The organism is Methanobrevibacter sp. AbM4, from assembly GCF_000404165.1.
GTDB classification, from domain to species: Archaea; Methanobacteriota; Methanobacteria; order Methanobacteriales; family Methanobacteriaceae; genus Methanarmilla; species Methanarmilla boviskoreani.
Map to the genome: position 1 here is coordinate 698,288 of NC_021355.1, position 15,177 is coordinate 713,464.

At 28.0% G+C, this 15,177-nt stretch carries 16 protein-coding genes; 9 read left to right on the forward strand and 7 right to left on the reverse strand.

The window, feature by feature from the left end:
* The first annotated feature begins 2 nt into the window (after positions 1-2).
* The 4 genes from ABM4_RS09050 to ABM4_RS02900 all read left to right on the forward strand — a co-directional run bounded on the left by ABM4_RS09050 (position 3) and on the right by ABM4_RS02900 (position 2,773).
* Positions 3-251 carry a hypothetical protein gene (locus tag ABM4_RS09050; protein WP_198008273.1) on the forward strand — a complete coding sequence of 83 codons (249 nt, stop codon included), beginning with the start codon at positions 3-5 and terminating at the stop codon, positions 249-251.
* A complete protein-coding gene (locus ABM4_RS09055) occupies positions 251-793 on the forward strand; it encodes a class I SAM-dependent methyltransferase (RefSeq protein ID WP_255349076.1) in 543 nt (180 codons plus the stop codon). The genes ABM4_RS09050 and ABM4_RS09055 overlap by 1 nt, the downstream gene beginning before the upstream one ends.
* A gap of 312 nt (positions 794-1,105) precedes the next feature.
* Positions 1,106-1,561, forward strand: a complete 456-nt coding sequence (locus ABM4_RS02895) for a MarR family winged helix-turn-helix transcriptional regulator (RefSeq protein WP_016358180.1) — start codon at positions 1,106-1,108, stop codon at positions 1,559-1,561.
* A gap of 321 nt (positions 1,562-1,882) precedes the next feature.
* Positions 1,883-2,773 carry an aldo/keto reductase gene (locus ABM4_RS02900; protein WP_016358181.1) on the forward strand — a complete coding sequence of 297 codons (891 nt, stop codon included), beginning with the start codon at positions 1,883-1,885 and terminating at the stop codon, positions 2,771-2,773.
* 274 nt (positions 2,774-3,047) lie between these two features.
* Here the strand turns inward: ABM4_RS02900 and ABM4_RS02905 are convergent, their stop codons facing one another.
* Positions 3,048-4,799 (reverse strand): glycosyltransferase, encoded by a 1,752-nt coding sequence (locus ABM4_RS02905; RefSeq protein ID WP_016358182.1) that lies wholly within the window; start codon positions 4,797-4,799, stop codon positions 3,048-3,050.
* Between the two features lie 515 nt (positions 4,800-5,314).
* Here ABM4_RS02905 and ABM4_RS02910 point away from each other — a divergent pair.
* On the forward strand, positions 5,315-5,980 hold the full coding sequence (locus ABM4_RS02910) for a YitT family protein (protein WP_016358183.1): 666 nt from the start codon (positions 5,315-5,317) through the stop codon (positions 5,978-5,980).
* Positions 5,981-6,040: 60 nt separating this feature from the next.
* Here the strand turns inward: ABM4_RS02910 and ABM4_RS02915 are convergent, their stop codons facing one another.
* Together ABM4_RS02915 and ABM4_RS02920 are read right to left on the reverse strand one after the other, a co-directional pair.
* The gene (locus ABM4_RS02915; RefSeq protein WP_016358184.1) at positions 6,041-7,210 is read right to left on the reverse strand and encodes an MFS transporter; all 1,170 of its coding nucleotides are present in this window, start codon (positions 7,208-7,210) and stop codon (positions 6,041-6,043) included.
* A 408-nt stretch (positions 7,211-7,618) separates the two neighbouring features.
* A complete protein-coding gene (locus ABM4_RS02920; RefSeq protein WP_016358185.1) occupies positions 7,619-8,380 on the reverse strand; it encodes a hypothetical protein in 762 nt (253 codons plus the stop codon).
* Between the two features lie 702 nt (positions 8,381-9,082).
* Here ABM4_RS02920 and ABM4_RS02925 point away from each other — a divergent pair.
* The 4 genes from ABM4_RS02925 to ABM4_RS02940 all read left to right on the forward strand — a co-directional run bounded on the left by ABM4_RS02925 (position 9,083) and on the right by ABM4_RS02940 (position 13,912).
* Entirely contained in the window at positions 9,083-9,487 is a 405-nt protein-coding gene (locus ABM4_RS02925; protein WP_016358186.1) for a pyridoxamine 5'-phosphate oxidase family protein, read from the forward strand.
* Between the two features lie 777 nt (positions 9,488-10,264).
* Positions 10,265-12,658, forward strand: a complete 2,394-nt coding sequence (locus tag ABM4_RS08895; protein ID WP_016358187.1) for a response regulator — start codon at positions 10,265-10,267, stop codon at positions 12,656-12,658.
* Between the two features lie 15 nt (positions 12,659-12,673).
* Entirely contained in the window at positions 12,674-13,291 is a 618-nt protein-coding gene (locus ABM4_RS02935) for a hypothetical protein (RefSeq protein WP_016358188.1), read from the forward strand.
* A 15-nt stretch (positions 13,292-13,306) separates the two neighbouring features.
* Positions 13,307-13,912 carry a signal transduction histidine kinase gene (locus ABM4_RS02940; RefSeq protein WP_016358189.1) on the forward strand — a complete coding sequence of 202 codons (606 nt, stop codon included), beginning with the start codon at positions 13,307-13,309 and terminating at the stop codon, positions 13,910-13,912.
* 83 nt (positions 13,913-13,995) lie between these two features.
* Here the strand turns inward: ABM4_RS02940 and ABM4_RS08725 are convergent, their stop codons facing one another.
* From ABM4_RS08725 to ABM4_RS08970, 4 genes are all read right to left on the reverse strand, one after another.
* Positions 13,996-14,256, reverse strand: a complete 261-nt coding sequence (locus ABM4_RS08725) for a hypothetical protein (RefSeq protein WP_052312810.1) — start codon at positions 14,254-14,256, stop codon at positions 13,996-13,998.
* Between the two features lie 215 nt (positions 14,257-14,471).
* Positions 14,472-14,687 carry a hypothetical protein gene (locus tag ABM4_RS08730; protein WP_198008275.1) on the reverse strand — a complete coding sequence of 72 codons (216 nt, stop codon included), beginning with the start codon at positions 14,685-14,687 and terminating at the stop codon, positions 14,472-14,474.
* Positions 14,668-14,856: a hypothetical protein gene (locus ABM4_RS08735; RefSeq protein ID WP_156815322.1), complete on the reverse strand. Its 189-nt coding sequence runs from the start codon at positions 14,854-14,856 to the stop codon at positions 14,668-14,670. The genes ABM4_RS08730 and ABM4_RS08735 overlap by 20 nt, the downstream gene beginning before the upstream one ends.
* Entirely contained in the window at positions 14,831-14,968 is a 138-nt protein-coding gene (locus tag ABM4_RS08970; RefSeq protein WP_156815323.1) for a hypothetical protein, read from the reverse strand. Before ABM4_RS08970 ends, ABM4_RS08735 begins: the two co-directional genes overlap by 26 nt.
* Positions 14,969-15,177 lie beyond the last annotated feature (209 nt).

The window sequence follows — 15,177 nt, forward strand, 5'->3', positions numbered from 1 at the left end:
ATATGGAACCGGATTATAAGAATTGGATGCCTATTCAAATGATTATAGGATTTTTGGTAGGAGCTATTATATTTTTCATTTTATCCTTAATATTCAAAGAGAATATGTTGGTAATTAATCAAGGATGGAATGGAATATTATTTGTTATATTTCTTGTTCTTACAATTATAATGGCTTTAATATGTGTATACATGTATATGTTATATAGAGCCTTTGATTATAATGGAGGAAGAAATCTTTCAAGGATATAATTGAAAAAACTGCAAAATTCTCAAGGGTGGTGGAAGATGGTAAAGTATTGGATATTGGTTGTGGGTCTGGTGCATTAACAATAGCTGTAGCAAAAGAAAATCCAAAATCATATGTAATAGGATTGGACCGTTGGGGCAAGGAATATGCATCGTTCAATAAAAAATTATGTGAAAATAATGCTAAAATAGAGGGTGTAAGTGCTAGAACTGAATTTATTGAAGGCAATGCTGTTAAACTACCTTTTAAAGACGGGTCATTTGATGCAATTGTTAGTAATTATTGTATACATAATATTCCCTCAGGAGATCGTCAAAAAATATTGTTGGAGTCTTTAAGAACTTTAAAAAAAGGGGGAACCTTTGCCTTACATGATATTTATAGTAGGGGAAAATATGGGGATATGGATAGATTTGTTGATAAATTAAAAAGTAAAGGCTATGAAAAGGTGGAATTAATAAATACTACTGATAAGTTTATGAAGAAAAGAGAGGCTAGTTTATATTTTTTAAATGGGTCTGGAATATTATATGGTAAAAAATAATATTTTTTTTTTTTTTTTAATGGTTTTAATTGGTGTATTATAAAAAAATATAGGCTTTAATGTTCATTGATTAAAATTATTTGATTTGGGAAGGATTTGTATTTTGATATTTATTCCTTTTTTAAATTATTGAATATAATCTTTTATTGTTTAAGATACGGTATTATTTTTTATTATAACCTTTATTTATTATTTAAAACATTTCATTGTTTTTTATTAAAACAGTTATTTTAAGAAACTTTATATATCATTTCATACAATAACTATTAATTAAGTTTTAACGTTTTTTACTTATTTTATTAAAGGGATAATATGGCACTTCCAAAACAATTTAAAGAAGAGAATTTTGAATCCATTAGAATATATCATTATGTGGAAGAGTTGGTATATAGTTATCGTGAATATATGGGTGATTTATTAAAGGACAATGAAATTCCTTTAACTGAAGCTCCATTTCTTATAAGATTAAGATTTTCGGATAATACTACTCAGATGGAATTAACTAAATTATTTAAGGTTAGTAAAGGTTATACTGCTAAACTACTTAGAAGATTTGAAGATAAAGGTTGGATTATAAGGGAAGAGGATTCTAGTAATCGTAGAAAAAAGATTGTTAATCTTACACCAGAAGGTGTTAAAAAAACAGATGAATTAATAGCCCTTTTAGATACCTGGGAGGATAAGGTTTCTTCTGGTTTATCTGATGTTGAGATTAGTGTTCTAAAAAACCTTCTCTTTAAGCTTGTTATGGAAACTGAAAACTTTTAATTTACATATTAAATTTGGTTTCTAATATTTTTCTTATTTTTTTGATTTTGATTTTAGGTTTTTTTAGATTGACTTTACTTTAAAAGTCTATCTTTTATTAATCTAATCTTTCATGTTTTAATAACCCTTAAATTTAAGTTTGTGGTTTTTTAATATTCTAATTTTTTTATTATTTTAGAATTAAATTAATTATTTTTTTATAAATATTTCTCTATAAAATATGAATTATATCATAAATAAACAGTTTCATAAAGAAACATTTATATAAGAAAACATTCATACTATTTAACATCAAGTTAAAAAACTATTGAAGGTGTAGATATGGAATATGTAACTTTAAACAATGGTGTAGAAATGCCAATTTTAGGTTTTGGCGTATATCAAATTCCTCAGGAAGAGACAAAACAAGCAGTTCTTGATGCAATAAGTGTTGGTTATAGGTCTATCGATACTGCTCAAAGTTATTTCAACGAGGAACAAGTTGGTGAGGCAATTAAGGAAACTGATGTTCTCCGTGAAGAGTTATTTATCACTACAAAAATTTGGATTGATAATTATGGATATGAAAAATGTAAGGAATCTGTATATGAATCACTTGAAAAATTAGGCTTGGATTATATTGACTTGGTTTTACTTCACCAGCCATTTGCAGATTATTATGGTGCATATAGGGCTTTAGAAGACTTATATAAGGAAGGTAAAATTAGGGCTATTGGTGTATCAAATTTCTATCCTGATAGAATAACTGACATGTGTTTATTTGGTCGCGAGATAGTACCTGCAGTTAATCAGGTAGAAACCAATCCGTTAAATGCGCAATATGGGGCTCAAGAGAATATGAAGGATTTAAATGTTCAAATGGCTGCATGGGTTCCTTTTGGTGAGGGCATGCAGGGCATGTTTACCAACGAGACACTTGTAAATATAGGTAAAAAATATGGTAAATCTGCTGCTCAAGTAATCTTAAGGTGGTTAATTCAAAGAAAAGTAGTTGTATTATGTAAATCAACACATCTTGAAAGAATTAAAGAAAACTTTGATGTATTTGACTTCAAGTTAAGTGATGAGGATATGGAGGAAATTAAAAAATTGAATACCAATGATAGTTTATTCTTCAACCATCAGGATCCTGAAATGGTTAGATGGTTTGATGAAATGGTTGAGACAAGACGTAACCAACATAAGGCATCATCTGAACAGAAGAAATGGTAATTATATCAATAAAATAGATTCATATTTTTTATAAAAATTTATTTTTTCTCATTTTTAAAAGAGGATTAGTTAAAATTTTAAAAATCCTTAAAATACAGCCCAAAGTACTTTATATATGGATTAAATTTTTATCTAATCCTTAAATTTTAATATTTGATTTATAAATAAAACTCACTCATTCAATCCTATTTTTTATAAACATACATAAGTTAGATTTTATATAATTTTTAAAATTTTAGATATTTAATTTATAAATAAAATCCATCTTTATGCATTATATATAGTATACATCAAGTGGCATGTCTTTGGATAGGTTGGTGTATACCTCTTTATTTATTATTTTGTTGGTTATGTCATCTTCCTGACCTAATGTGAATTTATCGGGGCCTTTGGCTATTGATATTTTCTTATTTAAATATTTATAGTGTAAAATTCCTTTACTTATAAAATCATTGTCAGTAATGTCTTTTAAGATAATTATGAATTCACTATTGAGATTGTGGATATAATCATAAAGGTCATTGTCTTCTATTTGGATGTCATCTATTTCCGGATATTCTGATTTGATATTATTAATGTTCGCTGATTTATCAAGGATAATGATGTTTAATTTTTTATCCGGATAGTCTATTTTGTCATATGAGTCAATAATCTTCTCTATGTTGTCTGTTGAATCTGATTTAAAGATTATTGTAATGTCATTTACATCCTCACTATAAGGATATCCGATTGTATCTAATATCTGTTTAAATCTGTTGGTATAAGTGTGATTTTCTAAGACATTGTATAGGTTGTTCATTCTTTTTTCCATATAGGAACCGTTGAAATCAGGTAGTTTGTCCATTTTATCAAAGAAAAACACGTTGTCTCTGAATATTCTTTCAACAGCTTTGGAATAATTGGTTAAAATTAGGGTATTGGTTAAAGATAACTCGAATACCCTTCTTGCAAACATGGTATTTGATTTAGTTACTATATTAAGATTTAGACCCCATTTCATTTTCTTATATAATAGAGCGGTTTCCTCATATTTTATGGCAGGACGGACATATTTCTGATATTTTTCAGGATAATCGAATCGTTGTTTATAATAATTACGATCAAATATTATAAGATCACCCCACTCTTCAATGACCTTATCAAAAATCATATTCATTTTTTCCGTTCTTTGGGGATGATTTTCACCGTAATATGCACCTGCAAATACGGGGTATTCAATGGTTTCATTGCTTAAATTCAGCGGATTAAATAATTTAGGTTGTCCGGCAAACATTAAGCAATAAACGTTTGGATGATTATAATCCTTTTTATAACGTTTAATACATTCCTCAGAGGATGTGAAAATATAATCAAACTCTGAGGCAGTATCTGCATAGGACCAAATTTCGGTTCTGTAATGAACTGGATCCTCTTTATTCCAGAATATGGTAGGTATATTATTGTTTTTACAATATTCCAGGATTTTAAGTAGTTCCTTACGATTTTCATCTTTATAATCATATCTCTTAAATATCTTATTTCTCCATGGTTTCTCATTGTTCTCTGATGCAATTCCATCCCAGGCGGATTCGCAGAAAAATAAGTCTGGTTTATAGATTCTAAATTTTTCCTGCCAGTCGTCTGGATTGATTAGAATGGCTTTGAATTCATATTTGTATGAGTCGTAGGTGAATTGATCTGCAATAATTGCCACTTTGATATCCTTTAAATTTTTAATTGGTTTATTGCTAAAATCTAAATTAGATTTTTCAATTTTTTTATTAGAATGGGATTTATTGTCTTTATTTGGGAATATTTTGTCTTTTATTGTGGCATATTTTATCCATACTTTGTATGCTTTTGTGGATTTGAAATGTTGGTTCTTTTTAAATAGTTCGTTATTTTCTTCTTTTAGGTTTAAGTTTTCTTTATTTAACTGAAAGTTCCTTTTATTTACTGTTTTGTTTTCTTTCTTTAATTTATCGACTTTATCTTCAAGTTCAAGATTTCTATATTTTTCAGTTAAATAGTCATAATCTTCATCCATGATATCCCTTAATTTAGTAAAAATGAATTTATTAATATATAATAATTAATTTATTATATTTAATATTATTTTTTATAAAATTTTCAAAATTATATTATAAAATTTATAATAAATTAAAAGATTTTATTGTATTTTTAATTTTAAATTGTCATTTGAATAATCTTGTTTGGGATTAGGTTTAGAGTATGTTTTTAATTTAATGAGGTCATCTGGACATTTCATATTGTATTGTTTAAAATATTTTCATTTTTTTATTAAATGAGGATTAATCATATTTTAATTTAATAAGGATGTTTAAACATTATATTAAATATCTGTTTAGAATATAATCCTTTTTTTATTAAAAACGAGGATTTTAAATTTAAATTTCTACAGGTTAAATGATGTTTGAAGATGGACTTTCCATTCATGTCTTTTCTATTTCTGTTAAATAATAGTTAAATTATAAAATCCTTTTTATATTCGATAATTCTTCTAGAATATTTTTAAATAATTTAAAAAACATAATATATCCCATGAATAAAAGATTAAACGATTATAGATTGTATATTTTCTATGTATTTTCCTTGTTTATCTCTTCATTGGGAGTTGCTTTTTCTGTAAAGGCAGAACTTGGAACTTCACCACTTGTTGCAATTCCTAATGTTTTAAGTATTCTATTTCCTCTTTTTAGTATTGGTATCTATTCGATGATCTTTAATATAATACTTATTTTACTTGAATTAATTATCTTAAGAAGCAAATTTCCTAAAATACAATATTTGCAGTTTTTTGTAGCTATTATTTATGGATATTTTATTGATATGTCTTTGTACTTAATTAGGGGTTTAAACCCTTTCAATTATATTGTGCAGTGGGTTTTTTGTGTTGTAGGTGCAGTAATTCTTGCATTTGGAATTTATCTACAGTTAAAATCAGCAATAGTTTACTTACCTATTGACGGTTTTGTATTGTCCATTGCATATATTAAAAACAGTGTATATTCAAAGATTAAACCCTTTGTAGATATTTCATTGATTGTTATTGCAGCAATTATCTCTTTGTATTACATTAACGGTCTTGTTGGTGTAAGGGAGGGCACTATATTTGCAGCGTTATTTGTAGGTCCTCTTGTTGGATTTTACAAAAGGCACTGTGATGATTCTATTAATAGACATTTTAAATTCTTAAATAATCAATGAAAACGGTTTAAAAATTAAAAAAATTAGTTTTTTTTATTTATTATACTTATTTTATTTGATCTATTTGGTATAATCCGGATTTATTCTTACCCTTAATGCAAGGAAAATTAATGAGAGTAATGAAATTACTAAAGATCCTATAAAGATATATACTGTCCCATAACTTACGATAATAAAACCACCAATACTTGTACCGATGGTTATGGCAATATTTAAAACACTTATAAATATTCCATTTGCAAACTCAGGTGCATCTGGTGCAGCAGATACAATCCAATATTGTATAATGTTATTGACGAGTCCATCAAGAAAACCCCAAACTATCATGAGCAGTACCGTTGGTATAACCTTATTACAGTAATAAAATAATAGTATGAATAAAATGGCAGTTATGAATGGGTAAGTTATCACTGTTTGATTAGGTTTACTGACTAGTAATTTTCCAGCAGCCCAATTTCCAAATAATGAAGCTATTCCAAATAGGAATAATGTTATACTTAGGTTTAAATCTATAATATGGGTTATTGTTTGTAAAAATTGGGACATATAACTATAGCTAGTACATATTCCGGTAAGTAGTACAAATACTCCTAAACATGAAACCAGGAACAGCCTTGTTTTTGCATTGGAGATCTGTGTTCCATATGAAGTGGGATTTCCTGGAAGGTTTGGAAAGAATATTAATGTCGCTATAAGCGCTATTAAATTTACAACAGCAAACCATAACATCGCTGATTTAAAACCCAAAACCGTTGCCATAAATGTTGTAATCGGTACTCCAATAATGGATCCTGCACTTACTCCCATCATGACTCTACTTACACTTTCAGTGGCTTTTTCTTCAGGTACAATTTCTGCAGCTACAGTTAGTGATAGACTGATATATGCGGGATAAAATAAGGCAGGTATTATTCTGCATAATATTGCAATGTAGAAATTCTTATATAATGCAGATACAAATGAACATATGACGAATATGGATAATACCAATGAGAATACTTTTTTTATATCATACTTACTGAAGATTAATGGTATAAATAGGCTGGATATTGCTATTGTTATTGAAAATGAACTTACAAACAGGCCTGCATAGTTTATACCAATATTAAAATACTGGGCTATCTGGGGCAGTATACCTATTACACCAAGTTCAGTACTGAGTATTCCAAATGTTCCAATGGTCATTATGAGAATTAATAGATTTGGATTGTATTCTTCATTTCTTTCCATTTAAATAAACCTTAAATTTAAATTAATAAAATAAAACCTAACATATAACTTTGATTATACTTATATTTAAATGGATATGTTTTAAATTAGAAATTCTAAGGAATTTTCATGTTTTATAGTTAAAAAAAGTTTTAATTTTTATAAATATCTAAAAAAAGCTTGAAATTGATAAGATTTATTATTTTTTATTTAAAGATTTATATTGAAATGAGATCTTTTTGTATTAACTCATATGCTCCACATAACACTTTCAAAATAATCACGTAATGTTATTATTCTGCTGCTTTTTTAACTATTACATTATTTCAATGTAAACTATTTTCAAACATTCATCTAAAAAAAATATAAAAAATAAAATAGATTAATTATTCATTTGATTTATTGAAAAATCTAATTTTAAAACCTTATTTAAATACTGGCTTGTGTCTGTGTGAAAGTTACATTCTGAGTATAGAAACTTTCGTTACTATCATAATCATTTTTAAGTGATATTTCAGCTTTCACTGGTTTGAAAGTATCAAAGTAAGTACTTTTTATTTTATATACTCCTGGATTGATATTATATTGACTCCATGGTGTATCCGTGCTTATAATTTTACCATCCTGATCGTAGTATATTACATCAGCCTGAATATAATCCATACTAGTATTTACATTAAGATCATAGGTAACATTACTGTTATAATATCCAAATGAATCTTCACACTGGGCATTTAAGTTTGATATGGAAATCTCATTAGAAAGGTTATCCTCATACATTGAACTTGCAAATCCCGCAATAAGAAGTATAATAATTAATAAAATAAAGGTTCCGGCAGGGATCCCAATCAATCTTTTATCTGATACTGAGAAATTTCCACCTAAAAATATGGTGATTAAACCTGTAAGAACGAATAAAATCAATCCATATGTTGCCATATTCTGTATTAACGCAAACATAAGTATTCCAGTTACCATAAATTGAATACCTGAAACCAATGTTTCATCGGTTTTCCAATATAAAATTACAGCAGCTAAACCACCAACAACAGAAATAACCATTTCTGTTATAATATTTTCCCATCCAAAAAGAACAGGGCAATTTAAACCTTCAACAAGACCAAGAAATACACCTAAAATACCTAAAACTAAAGGCAAATATTTTAATTTATCTTCATTATTACTTTCCATTTATATTCCTCTAAATTCATTAGGGATAAGGGCAGATAACTAAGTTTAGTATTATTAGATAATTTAAAACAGATATTACTTAATTTAACAATTAGATTATATTATATTCAATAAATTTAAATAAAAACAGTCAATTTATTCATTTAAATTTTTTTTAATGAGATTAAAATTATAAAACAATAAATAATTTCTTTAATCATTATGTTATGAATAAATCAACTAGTTTTGGATTAAATCTTAATAGATATTTCCTATAAAATCTTAAACTAAATCAATACTTTAAATCTAATAAAAAATCTATATTCTCTTTAACTTCCTTTTTTTTTGAATTATAAAAATCCATATAAAACAAAAGTTCATTAAAGAGGTGAACTACAAAAAAAATATTCAGTATATTCTCAAAAAACCTTTTTAAAATTTGATAATATTATTGAATATATACATAATGTCACAACCCTTAAACCGATTTAATATAAGTAAGTTTAGACATAAATATTTTTTTATTTAAACCAAATATAAAGGATTTAAATATGGTTAAAGGGAATTTAAAGAATCGGTAAGAATAAGGTAGTAACATTCAATATAGTTTAACTTATTGTTTAGTAATGATTATTTGATAAGGTAAGTAATTTAAAAGATCCTTACATAAGAAAATCAAATAGATTAAATACAATTAAAACACAGTATGATTAGGTGAAAAAAATGAGTATTGAAAAAGTAGACGAGATGTTATCTAAAGCAGGAGTATTTTACCTTGCAACAGTTGATGGAGATAAACCAAAAGTAAGACCATTAGGTTTTCATTTATTATATGGGGATAAGATCTATTTTGGAGTTGGAACTTTCAAAGGAGTATATAAACAATTAGAAGCAAATCCAAATGTGGAAATAGCTTCATGGGACGGAGAATGCTTTTTAAGGTACTATGGAACTGCAATTTTAGATGATAATGAGGCGGTTGTTGAAAAAGCATTTGAACTTATGCCGGATATAGCTGAAATGTACAGAACAAACGGCTGGCAAATGGGTGTATTCTATCTTGATGATGCAACTGCAGAATTCAGAAATATGATGGAAGTTGAAGAATCATACGAATTTAAATATTAAGGGAAAAATCCCTTAATAAAAACACTATAAAATAAATATTTAGAAATTAATTTAAACTAATCTTCTTTTTTAGGTATAATTAATATTATAAGACTTTAAAAACAATTAACTGTTGTTTTAGATAATTCAATACAATAAATGTTTTTAATCAGTTGCTATTTTTTTGATAAGCTCAATTTTTACGGATAAAAACGATTAAAATAGAGGGTTAAGTATTAAATCATGTCTTTTTTTATAAAAATTTTTATATCTTTGCTTAATTCTTATTATTGTTAAACATTGTCATTAATTTAAAATTATTGTACTTTTTTTAGTAAGATAATAATATTCAAGTAAAAATCAGTACATATATTACTCAATATATTAAAAAAATAAAATTATTTTATAATATGTATAAAATCTTTGATAGAAATTAATCATGTTAAATTAATTTGTATATTTTATTATTTTTAAAAATCTATTTTATTTTAAAATAATAAATTATTATTATACAATGTTTAAAAAACTATGGAAATATTTATAAAGTTTAAGGTATTTTTCATTTTTATTGGGATTATTTATAAAAGTATAAATATATAAAAAATTAAAGATATTAGTGTATTTTAGGAATTTAAGGGGTTATCTTGTATTTTTTTATTTAATTACAATCTGTTTTAACTTCTTTTTTTTAAATAAAACTAACCTATTTTTTAAAAATTAACTTTTAAAATAAAGGTTTTTAATTTTAAACAATTTAATAATAGTTATTTTAGTTTTAATGGACAAAAGGGGCATAAAATGAATGAAGGAAAAGGCGAAATTAAATCAAAATCTATTCTGATTGTAGAGGATGAGGCGATTACTGCTTTAAACCTGAAGTTGGATCTTGAAGATTTGGGTTATGAGGTTATAGATATTGTAGATAATGGACAAGACGCTATTGACAAGGCAGTCCAATATCGTCCCAGTTTGACAATAATGGATATTAACCTTAAGGGAGATATAAATGGTATACAGGCAGCCGAAAAAATTCTGGCACTTGATTTAGCTGTAATCTATTTAACGGCAAACTCTGATGATATGACATTTAATGATGCACTTAACCAGTCACCGGCATCAGCATTTATATCCAAACCATATAACATAAATACACTTTCTAAAAATGTTGCTTTGGCTATTAACCGTCAATCCGTAGAATCCGAGAAGGTAAATGAAGCAAGGGGAATTAGTAAGGATGAAAATAAAAATAGTGATGTTCCATTAATTGAAGGGTCTGAAAACGATTTAATTGAATCATCACAAGAGGAAGAAAATTATCAGAATTACTTGGATTATAGCGACCTTCAAAAAAAGGCAAAAAATGAGTATAAATTATCCGCTGAAGCTATAAAACATTTTAAAGAAAATAAAAATTCAAAAAAGAAGATCTTAGTTGCTGAAGATGATTCAGATACGGCATTAAATTTAAAACAATATTTGGAAGATTTGGGTTATGAATTTCCAATAATTGTAGATAATGGAGTTGAAGCTGTTAAAAAGTCAAAAGAGATTTTTCCAAGTGGGGTTTTAATAGACATTCAGCTAAAAGGTGAAATGACTGGTATTGAAGCAGCTAATGAAATTGGTGAACTTGGAATACCTATCATATTTCTAACTGAAACAATTGATGATTTAACTGCATTTGATGCATTGAAAGCCATACCCTATGGTTATTTGACTAAACCGTTTTCATCCAAGGATTTAAAGTTAACCATTGAAATGGTACTTAAAAAACATGAGGCAGATGTTAATACAATTATTAAAACCGAGGACAAAGTCGCTGAGAAAAACAAGGAACTTATTATTGAGAAGACAGATGTTTCTATTCTTTTAATCACATGTATTGCATTGATTGTTGTAAGTCTTTTTAATCGTAATGTAACATGGTTGCAATGGGTTTTATTTATTCCATCTGCGATTATGGTATTTTTAGCTATTGTCAGTCTTAAAAAACAGGATCCTGTTGAAGAATGGGAAGTTCCACCATTTGTAACAATGATTGTTCCAGCACACAATGAGGAGTATACCATTGAAGAGACTGTAACCAGTTTAGCTTCAGTAGATTATTATCACAATGGAAAAATTAATTTTGAACTTATTGTCTGTAATGACGGTTCCGAGGATAGGACTGGTGAAATATTGGAAGGTTTAAAAGAAAAATTCCCTCATTTAAGAATTGTAACCCGTGTTCCACCACGTTCTGGCAAAGGTAAGGGTTTTGTATTAAATGATGCATTGGAAATTTCAAAAGGAGATATTATTGCAGTATTTGATGCAGATGCAAGGGTAGAACCTGATTTTCTAAATATCATTGTACCTTACTTAAATGATCCTGAGGTTCAAGGTGTTCAATCACGTATTAAGATGTATAATAAAGATGAAAACTGGCTTACTCTTATGCAACATGTTGAGTTAGCAGGTTTTGGTAACACCGTCCGTGCAAAAGATATTCTCGGTAAGGCAGGATTTTTAGGTGGTAATGGACAACTTGTAAAGAAGGAGGCTATCTATGAAGGTGGAGGCTGGGACGGTTTTGCAGTTACAGAGGATTTAAACCTTAGTGTTAAATTAATGATTGAAGGTTTCGCTATAAGATATTGTGGAGAAACATGGGTTTATCAGGAGGCTGTACAAACTTGGAGACAGCTATTCCGTCAAAGGGCTCGTTGGGCTATTGGTAACTTTGAAACATTGTTTATTTATGGAACAAAGATTATTAATTCACCAATGCCTGTATTTAGAATGTTTGGTGTATTGGAACATGTTGCATTCTATGGATTAAACATGTTGGTGTTCTTTGGTTTTGTAGTATTCTTTGCCAACCTTATTGCATGGTTTGTATTCCATCAGGTCACATTAATTAGAATGGATGCACCTTTAATTATTGGAATCATATCCGCATTCGGTTTCTTCCCAGGAGCAATAATCACACTGGCCCGTGATAAAGTAAATATTTTTAAACTTATTTATGGTGTTTTCGGATATTGGCTTTACTGTTTCCACTTGATTCCATTATTCTTTATTACAGTATATCAAATGTTGGTTAGAAAGGAGAGAACATGGGCTAAGACTGTACATAGTGGTGACGAGGAAGATAAAGAAGCTGAAAAGAATGATGAGGAGATGCCGGTAGGTGAATTACCTAATAACTAATTTAAGGATGATTATATGAATTTTAAACAGAAAATAGGATATGCTATTTTATTAATAGTGTTACTTACGATTGTAGTCAATATTGGTGCTGTTAATGATTTCCTAAGTTTCCATACCGATAAAACCATTCAATTTGATAATTCATCTTATGTGGTGCCGGATCATTGGAATACAACAGATGAAATGAATCTTACAGGAAAGAATGGAAATGCAATGACCAACAATTATATTATATTGGATTGTTGGGATGATTGGCCTGAAAATCATATGGGGTCAAAATCTAGGGCTAGATTAAGATCTCTTGAGAAAGGAGGGTATGTACCATTAAAAACCGAGGTTATTAGATTGGCTGGTAGAAATGTCACAAGGGAATATTACACAAATCCCTCAAGAGATACTAAAACACAGTATGATCATATAGGGGTGGTATATCTTTTTAATAAACAGGATAAGAATTATTGTATAGAGGTCCATTACTTTACAACTCATGACTACAATAATAAAAGTTATACAAAAGAAGTGGATGACCGTGTAGAGGACATGATTGCAAATATGCAGAATAGGCAATATAACTGGTATGTTTCTACATTTAACAGAATATTAAATCATCAACAAATTGAATGGAATATATAGATAGTAAGTGTTATTATGACAGATAGTTTAGGTTCTGATGAGAAAAGAGCAATATTAAAGAAATTTAATCATGATTTAAATAATAATCTTCAATTTATATTGGCATATACTAAGCTTCAAAATAGATTTGGTGTGGATAAGGACGAGATTATTAATACGTCATGTGTTTTTATCGCATCTATAGCAGCTATTCAAAACAAGAAATTTGAAGCAAGGCATGAAAAGAATTTAATTCCAACGGAAGGGTTTTTAAAAGATTATATTGGAATTCTTAACGAATATTATTCCAGTATAGACTTTTCCATTAATGCTAAAGAGGAATTTTATATAAAGCAGAAACAGCTCTTCCATATAATAGCTCTTATTAATGAATTAATTAATCTATCCATTAATTCAACTTTTAAAGAAGATTCAAATAGGAAAATAAGCTTCAGTCTTGAAAAAAATCAAGAAGAATGCACTTTAAAATATTCGGATTATGGATTTGGCATTCGGGATATTATTTCAAAGTCAAATATGAGAAGTGTCCTATTTGAACAACTAGTAAAACAGATAGAAGGGAAATTAAATTATTCCAATGACAATGCAGAAATTACCATTAATTTCCCATACTTACAATAAAATATACCTATTTTTTTATTTTTTGTAATAATCTTTGTATAATAAATTTAAAAAACTTTAATGCTAATTAAAAGCATACAAATTTACTGTGATTGTATGATATTACTTTCTATCATATAATTTACAGTATCTATAACTGTTTCCTCTGCAGAACGCGGATTCCATCCTAAAACTTTTTTTGCTTTTGTATTGTCCCTATGATATTTCAGACCTGTCATGGTGTTCAATACCTTCATCGGTGCCTGGAATCTAGCCATAAGGCTTATTATGAAATTTGGAATAACCATGGTACTAACTTTGTAATCAGGGTATTGTTGTTTTAAAAGCTTAGCCATTTGAGCCATGGTCATCTCTTCTGATTCTGCAATAAATCATTGTCCATCTGCAGCATCATTTTCCATTGCAAGAATATGAAGTTCTGCAAGATCCCGTACATCTGCAACAGGATATATTACATTTGGACTTGGTGTTTCCTTCATGAGCATTTAAAAAACCTGATCAGTACTACTACGTTTTTTATCCATATATGGTCCAAAAATTGCTCCAGGTAATATGGTTACTAATTTGGTGTTTGATTGTTTCTCGATATGTCCCATGCAGTCTTCTCTGCAATAATCTTGGAACGTTGATAATTAGTAATGTCTTTATTGTTAAGATCCGTCCAATAGTCCTCATTGATTTTAGGATTAGAATCTGATTTATATGGATAGCAGGCAGCCTCACTAGATGTCATGACAATCTTTTTTATGCCGTTATCAATAGCAGCATTCAACACATTTTCCACACCTTTTTTTTGCAATTGGAATTAATTCCGGATTTTCATGATTATCTCCTCCTAGTGGAGAAGCTGTATGTATCACATAGTCCATATTTTCCATAGCATTACTCCAGCCATCAGGTTTAGTCAAATCAGCCACTTTAAATGATAGGTTTGCAGTATCCACCCCCTTCATTGTTTAGCATTGTAATTACTTTTTCGCTTTTTTCCAGTGATCTTACAGTAGTTTGCACTACATAGTTTTTTTCAAGAAGTTTACGGATTGTCCATCCAGCCAAAAATCCAGTTCCACCTGTAACTAATACATTGTCATAATATTTATCCTCTATTTTTATTATATTTTAATTATTTTCAAAAAATTAGGTAATTTAAAAAATAGTTTTAAAAATTTAATTAATAATTTAAAGTTTATTTTATTTAAAATTTATACTTGAAGGATTTTGACTTTATTGTTGTTTGTATTTGAATAGTAGATTATGAAATTTAA

What these genes read in the sequence shown, in the direction of transcription:
- ABM4_RS08725 (WP_052312810.1), bottom strand. Translation starts at nt 14,256, where the DNA reads ATGGCTCAAATGGCTAAGCTTTTAAAACAACAATACCCTGATTACAAA.
- ABM4_RS02900 (WP_016358181.1), top strand. Translation starts at nt 1,883, where the DNA reads ATGGAATATGTAACTTTAAACAATGGTGTAGAAATGCCAATTTTAGGT.
- ABM4_RS02940 (WP_016358189.1), top strand. Translation starts at nt 13,307, where the DNA reads ATGACAGATAGTTTAGGTTCTGATGAGAAAAGAGCAATATTAAAGAAA.
- ABM4_RS02935 (WP_016358188.1), top strand. Translation starts at nt 12,674, where the DNA reads ATGAATTTTAAACAGAAAATAGGATATGCTATTTTATTAATAGTGTTA.
- ABM4_RS02905 (WP_016358182.1), bottom strand. Translation starts at nt 4,799, where the DNA reads ATGGATGAAGATTATGACTATTTAACTGAAAAATATAGAAATCTTGAA.
- ABM4_RS09050 (WP_198008273.1), top strand. Translation starts at nt 3, where the DNA reads ATGGAACCGGATTATAAGAATTGGATGCCTATTCAAATGATTATAGGA.
- ABM4_RS02925 (WP_016358186.1), top strand. Translation starts at nt 9,083, where the DNA reads ATGAGTATTGAAAAAGTAGACGAGATGTTATCTAAAGCAGGAGTATTT.
- ABM4_RS02920 (WP_016358185.1), bottom strand. Translation starts at nt 8,380, where the DNA reads ATGGAAAGTAATAATGAAGATAAATTAAAATATTTGCCTTTAGTTTTA.
- ABM4_RS02910 (WP_016358183.1), top strand. Translation starts at nt 5,315, where the DNA reads ATGAATAAAAGATTAAACGATTATAGATTGTATATTTTCTATGTATTT.
- ABM4_RS02915 (WP_016358184.1), bottom strand. Translation starts at nt 7,210, where the DNA reads ATGGAAAGAAATGAAGAATACAATCCAAATCTATTAATTCTCATAATG.
- ABM4_RS02895 (WP_016358180.1), top strand. Translation starts at nt 1,106, where the DNA reads ATGGCACTTCCAAAACAATTTAAAGAAGAGAATTTTGAATCCATTAGA.
- ABM4_RS08895 (WP_016358187.1), top strand. Translation starts at nt 10,265, where the DNA reads ATGAATGAAGGAAAAGGCGAAATTAAATCAAAATCTATTCTGATTGTA.